General features: G+C 61.9%; 10 protein-coding genes and 2 tRNA genes. 8 read left to right on the top strand and 4 right to left on the bottom strand.

The features are described 5' to 3' along the window. Nucleotides 1-55 precede the first annotated feature (55 nt). Together CQ020_RS11725 and CQ020_RS11720 are read left to right on the top strand one after the other, a co-directional pair. Entirely contained in the window at nucleotides 56-2299 is a 2244-nt protein-coding gene (locus tag CQ020_RS11725; protein ID WP_105692007.1) for a prolyl oligopeptidase family protein, read from the top strand. A gap of 157 nt (nucleotides 2300-2456) precedes the next feature. Further along, nucleotides 2457-2544, top strand: a tRNA-Ser gene (locus CQ020_RS11720). Between the two features lie 147 nt (nucleotides 2545-2691). Here CQ020_RS11720 and CQ020_RS11715 read toward each other — a convergent pair. Both CQ020_RS11715 and CQ020_RS11710 read right to left on the bottom strand, forming a co-directional pair. Continuing rightward, a complete protein-coding gene (locus tag CQ020_RS11715; protein ID WP_105692006.1) occupies nucleotides 2692-4155 on the bottom strand; it encodes an MFS transporter in 1464 nt (487 codons plus the stop codon). Nucleotides 4156-4326: 171 nt separating this feature from the next. After that, complete coding sequence (locus CQ020_RS11710) at nucleotides 4327-6492, bottom strand: RecQ family ATP-dependent DNA helicase (protein WP_105692005.1); 2166 nt, start codon at nucleotides 6490-6492, stop codon at nucleotides 4327-4329. Nucleotides 6493-6616: 124 nt separating this feature from the next. On the opposite strand from CQ020_RS11710, the gene CQ020_RS11705 reads away from it, so the two are divergent. The 5 genes from CQ020_RS11705 to CQ020_RS11685 all read left to right on the top strand — a co-directional run bounded on the left by CQ020_RS11705 (nucleotide 6617) and on the right by CQ020_RS11685 (nucleotide 11272). Then, nucleotides 6617-8035, top strand: a complete 1419-nt coding sequence (locus CQ020_RS11705) for a phosphomannomutase/phosphoglucomutase (RefSeq protein WP_105692004.1) — start codon at nucleotides 6617-6619, stop codon at nucleotides 8033-8035. A gap of 12 nt (nucleotides 8036-8047) precedes the next feature. Further along, nucleotides 8048-8968, top strand: coding sequence for a hypothetical protein (locus CQ020_RS11700; RefSeq protein WP_105692003.1), 921 nt, complete (start codon nucleotides 8048-8050; stop codon nucleotides 8966-8968). After that, nucleotides 8965-9420: a hypothetical protein gene (locus CQ020_RS11695; RefSeq protein ID WP_105692002.1), complete on the top strand. Its 456-nt coding sequence runs from the start codon at nucleotides 8965-8967 to the stop codon at nucleotides 9418-9420. The genes CQ020_RS11700 and CQ020_RS11695 overlap by 4 nt, the downstream gene beginning before the upstream one ends. Before the next feature lie 22 nt (nucleotides 9421-9442). Next, a complete protein-coding gene (locus tag CQ020_RS11690) occupies nucleotides 9443-9913 on the top strand; it encodes an Rrf2 family transcriptional regulator (RefSeq protein ID WP_105692001.1) in 471 nt (156 codons plus the stop codon). A 201-nt stretch (nucleotides 9914-10114) separates the two neighbouring features. Next, entirely contained in the window at nucleotides 10115-11272 is a 1158-nt protein-coding gene (locus tag CQ020_RS11685; protein ID WP_105692000.1) for a globin domain-containing protein, read from the top strand. Between the two features lie 103 nt (nucleotides 11273-11375). On the opposite strand, the gene CQ020_RS11680 is transcribed toward CQ020_RS11685, so the two are convergent. Next, a complete protein-coding gene (locus tag CQ020_RS11680) occupies nucleotides 11376-13202 on the bottom strand; it encodes a phosphoenolpyruvate carboxykinase (GTP) (protein WP_105691999.1) in 1827 nt (608 codons plus the stop codon). 284 nt (nucleotides 13203-13486) lie between these two features. Between CQ020_RS11680 and CQ020_RS11675 the strand changes: the two genes are divergently transcribed. Continuing rightward, a tRNA-Arg gene (locus tag CQ020_RS11675) sits at nucleotides 13487-13560 on the top strand. Nucleotides 13561-13801: 241 nt separating this feature from the next. Here CQ020_RS11675 and CQ020_RS11670 read toward each other — a convergent pair. Then, the gene (locus CQ020_RS11670) at nucleotides 13802-14530 is read right to left on the bottom strand and encodes a FadR/GntR family transcriptional regulator (protein ID WP_024819609.1); all 729 of its coding nucleotides are present in this window, start codon (nucleotides 14528-14530) and stop codon (nucleotides 13802-13804) included. Nucleotides 14531-14831: the final 301 nt, after the last annotated feature.

The raw sequence follows: 14831 nt of genomic DNA, 5'->3' as shown, positions 1-14831 counted from the left end.
AGCCTAACTTCTGCGTGACTTGCTTACTGTTGAACAGTGTTGCTTGGATGGGGCGATGACCACCACAGAAGCTGATCAGACGCCACCTCCCCAGAATGACGTAACGGCTTCCGGCCCGCGCCATGCAGCGGACGTCGCGCCTGAGCCCACGGATGAAAACGTTTGGCTCGAGGATATCCACGGCGAAGAGCAGCTGGCGTGGGTCCGCGAGCAGAATGCACGCACCGAAGACCTGCTGGAAGACACTGAGTACGAGGCCGTCGAGGCCGGCATCCTGGAGGTCCTGGACTCCACGGACCGGATCGCCATGGTCAACAAACGCGGCAATTTCTACTATAACTTCTGGAAGGACCAGGAACACCCCAAAGGACTCTGGCGGCGCACCACGTGGGAAAGCTATCTCACCGACGAACCCGAGTGGGATGTCCTGCTTGATATCGACGCCCTCGCTGCCTCCGAAGGCACCGAGTGGGTGTTCCACGGGGCCGGTTTCCTCCGCCCCGCCGACGGTTCCGAGTACCGCCTGGCCATGGTCTCGCTCTCCCCCGACGGCGGCGACGCGGACCGCCACCGCGAGTTCGACGTCGAATCACGCACCTTCGTGGACGGCGGCTTTGACCTGCCCACAGCCAAAGGCAACGTCAGCTGGCTGGATGCCGATACGTTGCTCGTCTCCAGCACCGCCGAAGGCTTGCCCGCGACTACCTCGTCCTACGCGCGGACCGGCGTCAAGCTTCGCCGCGGTCAATCCCTTGCTGACGCTGAACGGCTTTTCGATATCCCCGAGGACCACATGCTGGCCATGGTGGCCCACGACTCGACCCCGGGCTACGAACGAACCTTCGCCGTGGACTACATTGACTTCTACAACCGGAGCACCTCCCTGCTGCGCGAGGACTCCTGGCAGGTCATCGACGTTCCCACAGACGTGAACATCAGCGCCCACCGGGACTGGCTGTTGTTCCGCCCGCAGAAGGACTGGGACATTGCCGGCGTTGTGTACCCCGCCGGTTCCTTGCTGGCCGCCGATTTCGAGGCGTATCTGGCAGGGTCCCGTTCACTGCTGGTCCTGTTCACGCCGGATGCCCACACGTCATTGCAGTCCTGGAGCTGGACCAAGGACTACCTCCTGCTGAACCTCCTGCGCGATGTCTCCTCCGAGATCCGCGTGCTTGACCCGTCTGTTGTTGACTCGGATGGGTTGTGGGCATCCACTGTCTTGGACGCCTGCCCTCCGCTGCACGACGTCAATGCCTACGCTGTGGACGACGAAGACGCCGGCGCTGAAGGCAACGACTTCTGGCTGGTGGCCACTGGCTTCACGACGCCCACAACGTTGACTCGCGGCACACTCGTTGCTTCCTCGTCGGGTGGTGCTTCCTCGCCTGGGAGCTCCGGGGTGGCGAGCCGTCACGCCGAAGTGAAGCGGTCGCCGTCGTTCTTCAACGAGTCCCGCTACGAAGTCCAGCAGCACTTCGCCGTTTCCGCCGACGGGACCAAGGTTCCCTACTTCCAGGTCGCGTCCAGGGACCTGGTGTTGGACGGCCAGAACCCCACCCAACTGTCCGGCTATGGCGGCTTCGAGATTTCCCGGACACCGGCGTACAGCGGAACCATCGGCCGGGCATGGCTTGAGCGCCGAACCTCCGGTGCGGCCTCCGACGACGGAGCTGCCGCACACTCACGGGGCGGCGTCTACGTGGTTGCGAACATCCGCGGAGGCGGCGAGTACGGTCCCTCCTGGCACCGTGCGGCGCTTCAGGAGAACCGGCACCGCGCCTACGAGGACTTTGCCGCAGTGGCGAAGGACCTCATTTCGCGAGGTGTCACCAGCCGCCGCCGGCTCGGTTGCGTCGGAGGTTCCAACGGCGGCCTCCTGGTAGGCAACATGCTGACGCAGTACCCGGAATTATTCGGCGCGGTGTCCTGCGGCGTGCCACTCCTGGACATGCGCCGCTACACCAAGCTTTCCGCCGGATACTCGTGGATTGCCGAATATGGCGATCCCGACGTCCCGGTGCAATGGGACTTCATCCGCACATTCTCGCCCTACCACCTGCTTCACGACGGTGTTGAATACCCTGAGACCTTCATCTGGACTGCCACCTCGGACGATCGTGTGGGCCCTGTCCAAGCCCGCAAAATGGCGGCACGCATGCAGGCCATGGGCATCCCGAACGTCTGGTTCCATGAAGCCCTGGAAGGCGGACACGCGGGAGCGTCGGACAACAGGCAGGCGGCAGCACTTCAGGCCCGGAGTAACCACTTCCTCTGGCGTTCCCTGGCTGGGAGCCACTGACACCCAGGCTTCTGGACCCGGCTGCGATGGTTCCCTGCCCACCATGCCGTGCGCACGGCACTGCTGGCAGGGAACCATCGAAATGGGCAGCTTGACCGAGGCGTTTTGCGCTGGAAGGCACGTTCTGCGTATCCTTGGTGGGCTAGCAATAGCAAAGGGAGACGTGCCAGAGCGGCCGAATGGGCTTCACTGCTAATGAAGTGTGGGGCACAACTCCACCGGGGGTTCAAATCCCCCCGTCTCCGCGAATTGGTCCCGGTTTTCGAACCGGGACCTTTTGCGTTTAAGCGTGCTTCCTCCCGCGGGAATCCGCAGCCATAGCCAATGTGCGTAATTCCCGGGCGCGCAAAGGGCGGGAGCTCAACCGCGCTTCGCTCCGCCGCCGGGCCAGCTCAGCCGCGCTTCGTTCCGCCGCCGGGCTTAGCTCTTCCGGATTTGGCTCCGCCGCTGACTTCGGCTCCTGCATGACGGTGGAGGCTCAGGCTGTCCGCAGTGCTGATCAGCATCAGGACGGCCATGGCAATGAACGCCCCTTTGTAGGCCGCCACATGGTCCGCCCCGAACACATGGGTGGTTTCGAACAGGCGCAGGAACAGGGCGCCCACCGCGATTCCTGCCGCTGCCGCCAACTGAACAAGCGTTGCGGAAATGGCATTGGCTGAGGGCAACTGTCCCGGGACGATGTCCGCGTATTGGACGGAGGCGTACGCGGAGAAGCCGATGGAGCGGAACGCACCGCTGAACAGGAGCAGGGCGAAAATCAGAGGCTCGGGTGTTTGGGCGTCTAGCAGGGCGCACAACGCAAAGGTCACGGCGGAAGCAAACGATGCAAAGACGAGCACCGGCTTGAATCCAAAGCGCCTTATCAGGGGCGTGGTGGCCGGTTTGATGCCGATGTTGCCAACGAACACCGCCGCCACCATGACTCCGGCCTTCAGGGGATCCCAGCCAAAGCCGTCCTGGAACATCAAGGGCAGGAGGAAAGGAACCGAACTGATGGTCAGCCGGTAGATGAAACCTCCCGTGGAGGTGGCCCTGAAAGTCCTGGTGCCAAAGACGCTGAGATTGAACAGTGGGATGCGCGTTTTCCTCATCCACCACACGGCACCGGCCAAGGACAGCAAACCTCCAACTACCACCCCCACGGCGAGCACATTGGAAGCGTGGCCTCCCAGTGTTTCCAGTCCCACCACCAAGGCGCCCACGCCCAGAGTGGTAAGAAGCAAACCAAACCAGTCGAGGCGGCGCTTGGCATCAAAGGTGGTTCGGGGCACCAGCCTGAGCGCTGCAATGAAAGCGGCAAGGCCCAGCGGGACGTTGATGATAAAAATCCAGTGCCAGGACAGGAAAGTGGTCAGTGCGCCGCCCACCATCGGAGCCAGGACCGGAGCCAGCAAGCCAGGCCAAACGAGATACGCGGTGGCACGGAGGAGCTCCGATTTGGGGGTGCCCCTCAAAACCACCAGAGTGCCCACGGGAACCATCATGGCTCCACCCATGCCCTGGGCCACGCGGCTGAGAGTCAGCATGGTCAGGTCCGTGCTGAGGGCGCAGAGCAAGGAAGCTATGGTGAACACCGATATCGCCAGGCAGAAGATCCTGCGGGCGCCGAATCTCTCGGCCAGCCAGCTACTCAAGGGGATGCCCATGGCCACCGTCACCAAATAGGCGGTCATGGTGATGTTGATGTCCGCCGGCGCCACGCTGAAGTCGGAGGCGATGCTGGGAATGGCAGTAGTAAGGATGGTGCCGTCGAGGAACTCCATGAAGAACGTTGCCGCAACCAAGAGGGCCAGGCGCGGCCGCCAACTGGTTTCGTCGGAAGTTTCGACGTCGGCGCTGGGTTTTGTGCTCATGGCTCCGGTCCAAGTTCTGGCTGGTGGCCTGCGACGGGCAAGCAGGCGTGTTTGCTCGATCCTATAGACGCAGGGTGGGAGCGATCACAACATGACGTAGTTCTACCCAAGGCGAGCCCTCCAGTCTGCCTGGCAGCTACCCGGCGTCGGAAGCCATCAGTTCCGGCATCCCTAGCCCGCCTGAGCCAGCGCCAACGGCAGCACGGCGCTTACACCAGCTTGACGCAAGGCCCGGGCAGATACGGTCATGGTCCAGCGGCTGTCAATGAGGTCGTCCACCAGCAACACCGGCTGCCCTCCCGTACCAGCCAACGCCTGGGCAAGCTCGGGTCCCACAACGAGGCGGTCCCACACACCGGCCAACCTGTAAGCGCTGTTGCCTCCACGCGCACCGGTGGGTCCACCGTGGTGGGGCTGCAACTGTCCTAGGTAAGGCATCCGTCCTATTCCGGCAATTCCTTGTGCCAAGGACTCCACCAGTTGCGGCTTGCTCCGGGACGGGATGCTGACAACTGCCGCCGGGCGTCCGACGCCGCTCCACGGTGTTCCTCCTTCGGCCCCCGACCACTCGCGCAGGACTTGGACACAGGCCTGCAGCATGGCAGGATCCACGGCACGGTCCGGAGCCCCTGCGGCGAACAACTCCCTCAGGGCGCCGCCCCAACCCAGATCGGTGAGCCTGGCAAGGATCCGGCCTTCGGAGACGCTCTCATCCGGCTTGATCTTTCCCTTGACCGCCACACCCAGCCGGTCCATGCCGCTGGGCCACTGAAGGCGCGGCTCAATGGCTATGCCTGCGCGCCGGAGAGTTTGGCCAGCGGCGTCTGCTGCCGAAGCCGCCACGTCTACGGGGAACCAACGTCCGGCGCAGTTGTCGCAGCGTCCGCAAGCGGCTGCGGTTTCGTCATCCAGGACGGAGGTGATGAATTCCATGCGGCAGCCGGCTGTGTCCTGGTAGATCACCATGGAATCCTGCTCGTCCACTCGGGCCTCGGCGATGCGTGCGTAGCGCTCGGCGTCGTAATTCCACGGCGTGCCGGTGGACCGCCAACCGCCCCCAACCCGTTCGACGGCACCATCAACCGCCAGGACTTTGAGGAGCAACTCCAGCGGTGTGCGGCGAAGATCTACGCGGGCTTCCAGCGCGACTGTGGAAAGAGCCGACCCGGCCTCCCCCAGCACGCTCAGCACGGCGTCGGCTTTCTCGGCCGAGGGCATGGATGCCGTGGCGAAGTACTGCCAGATTTCGCGGTCCTCGGAGCCCGGAAGCAGTAGGACATCTGCATTAGCTGCTCCACGGCCCGCACGGCCTACCTGCTGGTAATAGGCAACCGGAGACGACGGAGCACCCAGGTGGATCACGAAGCCCAAGTCCGGTTTATCGAAGCCCATACCCAGTGCGGATGTGGCCACAAGGGCTTTCACCTGGTTGTCCTTGAGGAGTTGTTCAGCGCGCTCCCGGTCTGCGGGGTCAGTCCGTCCCGTGTAGGACAGGACGTTGTGACCGGCCTCCGCCAGGAGCCGCGCAGTGTCCTCGGCTGCCGAGACAGTGAGGGTGTAGATAATGCCGCTGCCGGGCATGTCTGCAAGGTGCGTCAACAGCCATCCGAGGCGATCCCGGGAATCGGGCAGCGTCAGGACACCGAGCCTCAATGATTCGCGACCCAGCGCGCCACGGATGGTCAGCACTCCCGCACCCAGCTGTTCCTCGATGTCGTGAACCACCCTGGAGTTGGCGGTCGCGGTGGTGGCCAGGACGGGGACAGAGTCCGGCAACTGGGCAATGAGGTCCGCAATGCGGCGGTAATCAGGGCGGAAGTCGTGTCCCCAGTCCGAAATACAGTGAGCCTCGTCAATCACCAGGAGACCGGTTCGACGGATGAGCTCCGGGAGCTGGTTCTCCCTGAAGGAAGGGTTGGTGAGCCGTTCAGGGGAAACCAGAAGGACATCTACCTCGTCCGCGGCCAACTGGGCCAGGACCGTGTCCCATTCCAGGGCGTTTGCGGAGTTGATGGCGACGGCCCGCACCCCTGCCCGGGCAGCAGCGGCCACTTGATCACGCATGAGGGCAAGCAAAGGCGACACAATGAGGGTTGGTCCGGCGCCCCGTCGACGCAGCAGCAATGATGCAACGAAGTAAACCGCTGACTTACCCCAACCGGTGCGCTGGACCACCAGGGCGCGACGGCCCGCGTCCACCAAAGCCTCGATGGCTTCATACTGCCCGTCATGGAACTGCGCTTCCGGGTGCCCCACCAACTCGCGAAGGACCGCCAGCGCCTGCTGATGGGTAGGTGATTGCACGGAAACTGCAGCGATTGGGGAGTTGTTGGCCATCAACCCAGTATTCCAGCCGACCCTGACAGCCAGAACCCTGTTGCTCCGCTATGTGGACAAAGCTATCCACAGGTCACGTGTTCAGGTTCAACCTCAGCTGCGTCGCCACAGTAGGATTGAGCCCGTGACTAGCGAGCAGAACAAGACATTCGACCTCTCGGCTTCCTTCAAGGCGTACGACGTCCGAGGCATCGTGGGTGAAACCATCACGGCTGAAATCGTCGAGGCCGTCGGCGCTGCCTTCATCGACGTCCTGGGCTTGGAAGGTGAAACGGTACTGGTTGGCGGCGACATGCGCCCCTCCTCTCCCGAGTTCAGCCAAGCCTTTGCCAACGGTGCCGCCACCCGTGGCGCGAACGTTCAGTTGCTGGATCTCATCTCAACCGACGAGCTTTACTACGCTTGTGGGGCCCTGAACGCTGCCGGCGCAACGTTTACCGCCAGTCACAACCCCGCCGCGTACAACGGGATCAAGATGTCCAAGGCTGGCGCCCAGCCCATCTCTTCAGAGAGCGGGCTCAAGGAAATTCAGGCCCTCGCTGAGCAGTACCTGAATACCGGCATGATCCCCGCGGCAGCCACCCGCGGCGAGATCGGCGTCCACGACGTCCTGAAGGACTACTCCGAGTACCTCCGGAAGCTCGTCGACCTTTCCGGCTCCCGCCCCCTGAAGATCGTGGTGGATGCGGGCAACGGCATGGCCGGTCTCACCACCCCGGCAGTACTCGGCGACAAACTCCTCCCGGCGCTGCCCTTCGACATCGTTCCCCTCTATTTCGAACTCGACGGCTCGTTCCCGAACCACCCGGCCAACCCCCTGGAGCCGGAAAACCTGCGAGACCTGCAGGCCGCCGTCGTCAAGCACGGCGCGGACATCGGCCTCGCATTCGACGGCGACGCGGACCGCTGCTTCGTCATTGACGAGAAGGGGGAGCCTGTTTCCCCGTCCGCAATCACCGGCATGGTGGCCCGGCGTGAAATCGCCCGCGCCCAGGCCGCAGGTGAAGAGACTCCGGTGATCATTCACAATCTCCTCACCTCCAAGGCTGTGCCCGAGCTCGTAGCCAAGGATGGCGGCCGTGCCGTACGGACGCGCGTTGGACACTCATTCATTAAGGCTGTCATGGCCGAGGAAGGTGCCGTGTTCGGTGGGGAGCACTCAGCTCACTTCTACTTCCGGGATTTCTGGAATGCTGACACCGGCATGCTTGCCGCCATGCACGTCCTCGCTGCGCTGGGTGAGCAGGACGGTCCGCTCTCAGAGCTCGGCCGCCAATACGAGCCCTACGTTTCCTCCGGTGAGATCAATTCCGAGATCGAAGACAAGGCCGGCGCTGTCGAACGCGTTCGCGTCGACTTCGAAACCGAAGACATCGACATCGACCACATGGACGGCAGCACGTTCACTGCCAGGGACGGCAGCTGGTGGTTCAACCTCCGCCCGTCCAACACTGAGCCCTTCCTGCGCCTGAATGCAGAAGCCAAGGACCAGGCCACAATGGAAAAGATCCGCGACCGCGTTTTGGCGCTGGTCCGGGCCTAGGAACAGGCCGTCATGACTCAGATTCCGTCCGAGGCTCGCACCTCCCCCGAATCCGAATTGGCTGCAGTCGTGGCCGAAGCCCTCAAACTGGCCGATGCTCAGTTGGTAATCAACAAGAGCCTTGCCCCGTTCGTCTTCATGCTCGACACTGCCGGCACCATCCACCGCGGCGAAGTCCCCAAGGAAATCCAGGGGACCATGCCCCCGGACCCACTCCTGTCCGTGAAGCTGACCATTGACCTCTTCTCGGGCAATGCCGAAAACCTCCTCGCGATGGTTGCTGTACTGGATCCGCAGGCGAGTAAGAACGAGGACACGCTCCACCTCTGGGCTGAACACCGTAGTGGCATCAGCCAGATCATCCGAGTGGACTTCACCCGCAAGAAGTTCTTGAAGCACCCCACCTTCAGTGAACCTCGGGCCGAGATTCAGGATGCCCACGTATGGACTGGAGAAGCGCCTGCATCTGCCGGGGAATGGTGGCATGAAGGGCTCTCAGAGCAGGCCATCCAAGACGTTTTCGATCTTGTTGGTGCAGCCGTTCCCTTCGCCCAGGATCAGTTGGGAAAGTACGGCTCGTTGGCGCCGTACGGCGTGACTACCGATCTCGGTGGCGAGATCGGCCAGCATATGGCCTACCAGGATCCCAACGAGGATGACGAGATCGATTCTGCAGAATCCGTCCGGATGATGACCGAAGGCTTCCGCCACAAGCTGGAGACATTGCGCGGGACGTGCATTATCAGCGATGTCCGTCTCACCCCCAGTAGCGGTGAGGGCGTTGCCCTTGACGCACTCAGGCTCCACATTGAACACACCGAGGGTCTTTCCATGCTCCTTTTGAAACCCTATGAGATTGACGAACAGTCTCAGACTGTCGCCTTCGGGGAGACGGCAGTGGTACCAACTCCTGCCCAGGTGTGGTCCGCATGAGCGAGCAGTCCTCCACCACACCTGGCGAGGGTGAGTCAGTCCAGGACCGGGAACTCCGCGAGACGCTGGGCACAGCCCTCGGGACCGCTCAAGAGCATCTCCAGCAGAACGGCGGGTTCCTTCCGTTTGCCGTCACGCTATCGGACGACGGCGAGCTCCGGATTGTTCTGGTCACTCCAGGGGAACCTGACGAGGATGGTGACATCGATGCCGGCGGCATGCTAGCCGACATCCACGAACTGCTCCGCCAGGGCCGTGATGACTTCAAGGCTGTAGCCGTTGTGAGTGACGTCAGCCTGCCGGATCATGGATCTGACGGCATCCATGGCGCAGCCGAACACCGGGACGGGGAAGTCCGTGCAGCGATTATTCCCTACACCCCCACCGTGGACGGCTTCGCCTTCAGCGCTATGGAGCCCGATACCCACGAACCATCCATTTGGGTGGACTAGACACTACCCGTGAGCTGATCCCATGAAAATCAACGCCTTCGCAGATGTCAGCCTCCGCGCCATCATGGTGTTGGCTGCGGCTCCCGAAGGCACACTGCTGACTACCCAAGCGGTGGCCGATGCTGTGGGAACGCCCTACAACCACGTCAGCAAGGCAATGGTCCGCTTGCGTGCGCTGGGTTACATCGATGTTGAACGGGGACGGCTCGGCGGTTCCCGGCTCAACGAATCCGGGCGCAGGGCCACAGTTGGGGAAGTCCTTCGACACTTGGACAGCCGCCAGGATCCAGCGGAGTGCCAATCCCCCACAAAGAACTGCCCACTCATCAATGAGTGCGGCCTGCGACATGCGATGAACCGGGCCCGGGAAGCCTTCTACACCGAACTCGATTCCGTGGTTATCGCTGCCCTCCCCCATGCACGCCAGATGAACCCGGTATTCCAATCCATCGGGCTGCGGCCGGAGTTCAGGACACCAGCACAGGCACAGTGATCGCTACGGCTGGCGACTCCTGCCCCTAAAGCTCCCCCACGTCGGCTCGCACAAGCTCCCCCGAATCGGCATGCCCTGGCGGGAATCCCTTTAGTTTGCACAACTCTTCTACATGGTGTAGAACTTGGGATATAAATATACGCATTCGAAATGCCTATATATATATCCGGTCGCCACCCCGACCCGACAATCAGGAGAACCATGCTCTCGGAAAAGTCCCGCCCCATCATCAAAGCCACGTTGCCCTTGGTGGGTTCACGGATCGGCACGATCACCGTCGACTTCTACAATCGACTTTTCACCGCGCACCCCGAGTTGCTCGACGGACTCTTCAGCCGTTCCAACCAGCGCTCCGGGGATCAGCAGCGGGCCTTGGCCGGGAGCATCGCAGCGTTCGCCACCCACGTGATCAACAACCCAGGAACCCTCCCGGAAACAGTTCTGTCCCGCATTGCGCACAAGCATGCTTCCCTCGGAATCAGCGAGGATCAGTACGGAGTTGTCTACGAGCACCTCTTCGCAGCCATCGCCGCTGACTTGGCCGAGGTCATCACCCCGGAAATCGCCGAAGCATGGACAGAGGTCTACTGGCTGATGGCCGATGCCCTGATCAAGCTCGAGAAGGACCTCTATGCTTCACAGTCAAACGGCAAGATGTGGATGCCATGGCGGGTCACAGCCAAGGATCCGGCGGGCACGGACGCCATGACCTTCACTCTGGAGCCCGCTGACGACACCCCTGTCACAGCAGCAAAGCCAGGCCAGTATGTGAGCGTAAAAGTCCAGCTCCCCGACGGACTCCGCCAAGTCCGCCAGTATTCACTGTCCGGTGACACCGGCACCAGCAGGGTCTTTACCACCAAGCTGAACGACGGCGGTGAGGTATCCACCGCCCTCCATACCGGCGTCGAACCTGGCGACATCCTTGAGATCTCGAATCCTTACGGCGAAATTTTCCTCAAAGAGGGAGATGGCCCGGTCATCCTGGCATCGGCGGGTATTGGTTGCACTCCCGCGGCGTCCATCCTGCGGGCGCTCGCGCAGACAGGTACCGGACGGCAGGTCATGGTGCTTCACGCTGAGAAGACCATGGACAATTGGGCGTTGAGGGGCCAGATGACAGCGGACGCCGCGAAAATCAACGCAGATCTGAAGCTCTGGCTCGAAACACCGCATGCCTCTGCCAGCCACGGTTTCATGTCGCTGCGCGAAGTGGACCTGCCCGCCGACGCTTCGCTATATCTTTGCGGTCCGCTCCCTTTCATGAAGAAGATCCGCGACGAAGCCATCGACGCCGGGATTCCGGCAACACGCATTCACTACGAGGTATTCGGCCCCGACGTTTGGCTCGCCAACTAGATCAAACGGCCTAGGTCACAGCACGACGGCGGCCCGCCACCTTTCATGCGAAAGGTGACGGGCCGTCGTCGTTCACTTAAGAACGCCGTTGTTCCTAAGAGGTCTAGCCCAGACGGGTCTTGAGACCGTCCAGCTCGGATTGGAGTGCCGCCGGGAGAGATTCGCCGAAGTTGGCGAACCATTCCTCGATGGACGCCAGCTCGGTTGCCCATTCCTCAGGGTCGACGCGAACAGCGGACTCAACCTCGGCAGGAGTCATGTCCAAGCCTTCGAGGTCGATGGATTCACCGGTCGGCACGAAACCGATGGGGGTTTCCACAGCGTCAGCCTTGCCTTCAAGGCGCTCGATGGCCCACTTGAGCACACGGGCGTTGTCCCCGAAGCCAGGCCAGGCAAAGCCGCCTTCAGCCGTGCGACGGAACCAGTTGACCAGGAAGATCTTGGGCAGACGATCCGGATTGGCTTTGGCGGACAGGTTCACCCAGTGGTTCAGGTAGTCGCCAGCGTCGTAACCGATGAACGGAAGCATTGCCATGGGATCGCGGCGGACAACACCAACGGCACCAGCGGCAGCGGCCGTGGTTTCCGAAGACAGCGTGGAACCCATGAAGATGCCATTGGACCAGTTGCGTGCCTCGGTGACCAGCGGGATGGTGGTCTTGCGGCGGCCACCGAACAGGATCGCGGAAAGTTCCACGCCGTCCGGGCTGAAGTACTCTTCGGCCAGCATGTCGATCTGGTTGATCGGCGTGCAGAAGCGGGAGTTCGGGTGTGCAGCCGGGGCGTCCGAGTCCGGAGTCCAGGACTCACCGCGCCAGTCGGTCAGGTGCGCCGGAGTTTCCTCGGTCATACCTTCCCACCAGACGCCACCGTCATCAGTCAATGCGACGTTGGTGAAGATGCTGTTTCCCTTGGCGATGGCACGCATGGCGTTGGGGTTGGTGCCCCAACCGGTGCCCGGTGCGACGCCGAAGAGGCCTGCCTCGGGGTTGACGGCGCGGAGCTCGCCCTCCTTGCCGAAGCGCATCCAGGTGATGTCGTCGCCAAGGGTCTCAACCTTCCAGCCCTTGATGGTGGGGTCGAGCAACGCGAGATTGGTCTTGCCGCAAGCGGACGGGAAGGCAGCGGAGACGTAGTAGGTCTTCTGCTCGGGGGAGGTCAGCTTGAGAATGAGCATGTGCTCGGCCAGCCAGCCCTCGTCGCGTGCCATCACCGAGGCGATGCGCAGTGCGTAGCACTTCTTGCCCAGGAGGGCGTTTCCGCCGTAGCCGGAGCCGAAGGACCAGATGGAGCGCTCTTCGGGGAAGTGAACAATCCACTTATCGGTGTTGCACGGCCACGCGACGTCGGCCTGGCCGGCTTCGAGCGGTGCGCCCAGCGAGTGCAATGCCGGAACGAAGAAAGCATCGGTCTGCGTGATGCGGTCAAGGACGTCCGTACCGATGCGGGCCATGATGCGCATGGAGGCAACAACATAGGCGGAGTCGGTGATCTCGACGCCAAACTTGGGATCTTCAGCATCCAGGTGGCCCATGACGAACGGTATGACGTACATGGTGCGGCCGCGCATGGAGCCGGCGAACAGTCCGCGCAGCTTCTGCTTCATCTCGGCCGGAGCCATCCAGTTGTTGGTGAAGCCTGCGTCGCGCTCGTTCTCGGAGCAGATGAAAGTCTGCTCTTCCACACGGGCAACGTCAGCGGGGTCGGAGAACGCCGCGAAGGAATTCGGGAACGTTTCCGGGTTCAGCCGCTGAAGCGTGCCGGCCTCAACCAGCTCGTCCGTCAGCTTCTTGTTTTCTGCTTCGCTGCCATCAACCCAGTGGATGCGGTCCGGCTGAGTCAGCTCGGCAACTTCCTCAACCCAGGCCAGCAGGCGTGCATGCGTAGTAGGTGCCTTCTCAAGCAGCGGCAGTCGCGCCAGATCGCCCATTGCGGTTCCCTTCCTCGGGTTCAGTGGTGTGTCCTAAACGATAGGGGCCGCGGACCAGACCAATCCGCTGTCAGACATCGGACATCCAAGGGGGCAGGAGGGGAAAACCGCTAGAAATAAGGGTTTGAAGATCACAGAAGCGGAATTTAAGTGACGAAGGTCACCTAGACCGGTCTAGTTGCCTAGATTACAGCTTTTCGATTTGGAACTTCACATGAACTTCTGTAAAGTTTATTGAGGTTCGAGGGGGTCAGAGAAACAGACCGCCGAGAATCACACGAAATGCGCCCATAGCTCAGCTGGATAGAGCGTCTGTCTACGGAACAGAAGGTCAGGGGTTCGAATCCCTTTGGGCGCACAGATGAAGACCCGCACCGGCTCACCGGTGCGGGTCTTTTGCTTTGCCCGTGCGGGCCCAAGTAGGTCGCAATTGATGCCGTTGTGAGCCCTCAGAACGGCATCAACTGCGACCTACTTGGGTGAGGCGAGCGCAGCGGCAGGTGACGTAAGCGCAGAAACGGCAAGGGCCGCCGTCGTACTTTCCGAAAAAGTACGACGGCGGCCCTCGCGTTCGGGCGTCAGCGCCCGGAAGCGGAGCGCTACTCCCCTACGGCCTCAGTAATGCGGCGACGGATGCCATCGAAATGGCGGTTGAGCAGCTCGGACGCCGAGACTTTGTCCCCGGCTGCGACCGCGGCATAGATGCTCCGGTGCATGGCGGCAGTTTTCGCCAGGTCCTCATTGCCAGGACCGATCTCCACATGGATTTTCCGGTAGACCTTCCAGAAGACACCCATCAGGTTGATCAGGAGCTCGTTGTTGAGGGGCTCGAAAAGGCGGCGGTGGAACTCGGCGTCCGCGGCAACAAAGTTTTCGCCGGCGGCAGCGAGTTCTTCCATCTGCTTCACGGCTTCTTCAATGGAGGCGAGCTGTTCCTTGGTCATGACATCCATGGAGGAGCCAATCAGCCCGGATTCGAGGGCTTGGCGCACGTCCACCAACTGCAGAGCTTCAAGTCCCTGATGACGCAGCGAAAGGCGGCCGCGGAAGGTCAAACCGTCGGCAAGGGCATCGAAGTTGCTCGGCGCCACGAACATTCCGAAGCCGTGCCGGATCTCAATGACACCAAGAGCCTGAAGAACTTTGAGGGATTCTCGGAGCGTATTGCGGCCAACACCAAGGGCTCCGGAAAGTTCGCTCTCGGTGGGCAATGGATCGCCTGCCTCGAGCTCGCGCTCAAGGATCAATTCCATAATGTCCGACTGCAGGGCACGCAGCCGGGCCTGTGCACTGAACCGCGCCTGCGGAACCACACCGGAAGTTGTCATGGCTTTCTCCTTGCCGATGCACCTGCCCCTGGACCCGCAAAAGCCAGCCCGGGAAACACGTGCGGTGTTAATATTGAGGCGAGCTTAGTGCCCAGCCAAGATAAGTGACTCGCAACATACAATATCGGATGTCCCACCTCCGTCATAGCTATGTACCGTGAAATCGCTGAGATTTCCCCCACGAACCGGCCGCAGCCGGCGAACCGCCCGGCGCGCGGCCGAGACCCAGGCGCCAATTCTTACTTGACGTTCCGTTGTGACCGCCCTTACAGTTTCAATACGAGCATCGGACGTCCTACAT

Origin of the sequence: Arthrobacter sp. MYb23, from assembly GCF_002979775.1 — a bacterium.
Lineage (GTDB): Bacteria > Actinomycetota > Actinomycetes > Actinomycetales > Micrococcaceae > Arthrobacter.
This window is presented reverse-complemented; position numbering and strand designations above follow the sequence as displayed.

Bases quoted from the DNA above. Each gene is read 5' to 3' on its own strand.
- CQ020_RS11690 (WP_105692001.1), top strand. From the start codon at position 9,443: ATGAAAATCAACGCCTTCGCAGATGTCAGCCTCCGCGCCATCATGGTG.
- CQ020_RS11670 (WP_024819609.1), bottom strand. From the start codon at position 14,530: ATGACAACTTCCGGTGTGGTTCCGCAGGCGCGGTTCAGTGCACAGGCC.
- CQ020_RS11680 (WP_105691999.1), bottom strand. From the start codon at position 13,202: ATGGGCGATCTGGCGCGACTGCCGCTGCTTGAGAAGGCACCTACTACG.
- CQ020_RS11695 (WP_105692002.1), top strand. From the start codon at position 8,965: ATGAGCGAGCAGTCCTCCACCACACCTGGCGAGGGTGAGTCAGTCCAG.
- CQ020_RS11715 (WP_105692006.1), bottom strand. From the start codon at position 4,155: ATGAGCACAAAACCCAGCGCCGACGTCGAAACTTCCGACGAAACCAGT.
- CQ020_RS11685 (WP_105692000.1), top strand. From the start codon at position 10,115: ATGCTCTCGGAAAAGTCCCGCCCCATCATCAAAGCCACGTTGCCCTTG.
- CQ020_RS11725 (WP_105692007.1), top strand. From the start codon at position 56: ATGACCACCACAGAAGCTGATCAGACGCCACCTCCCCAGAATGACGTA.
- CQ020_RS11700 (WP_105692003.1), top strand. From the start codon at position 8,048: ATGACTCAGATTCCGTCCGAGGCTCGCACCTCCCCCGAATCCGAATTG.
- CQ020_RS11710 (WP_105692005.1), bottom strand. From the start codon at position 6,492: ATGGCCAACAACTCCCCAATCGCTGCAGTTTCCGTGCAATCACCTACC.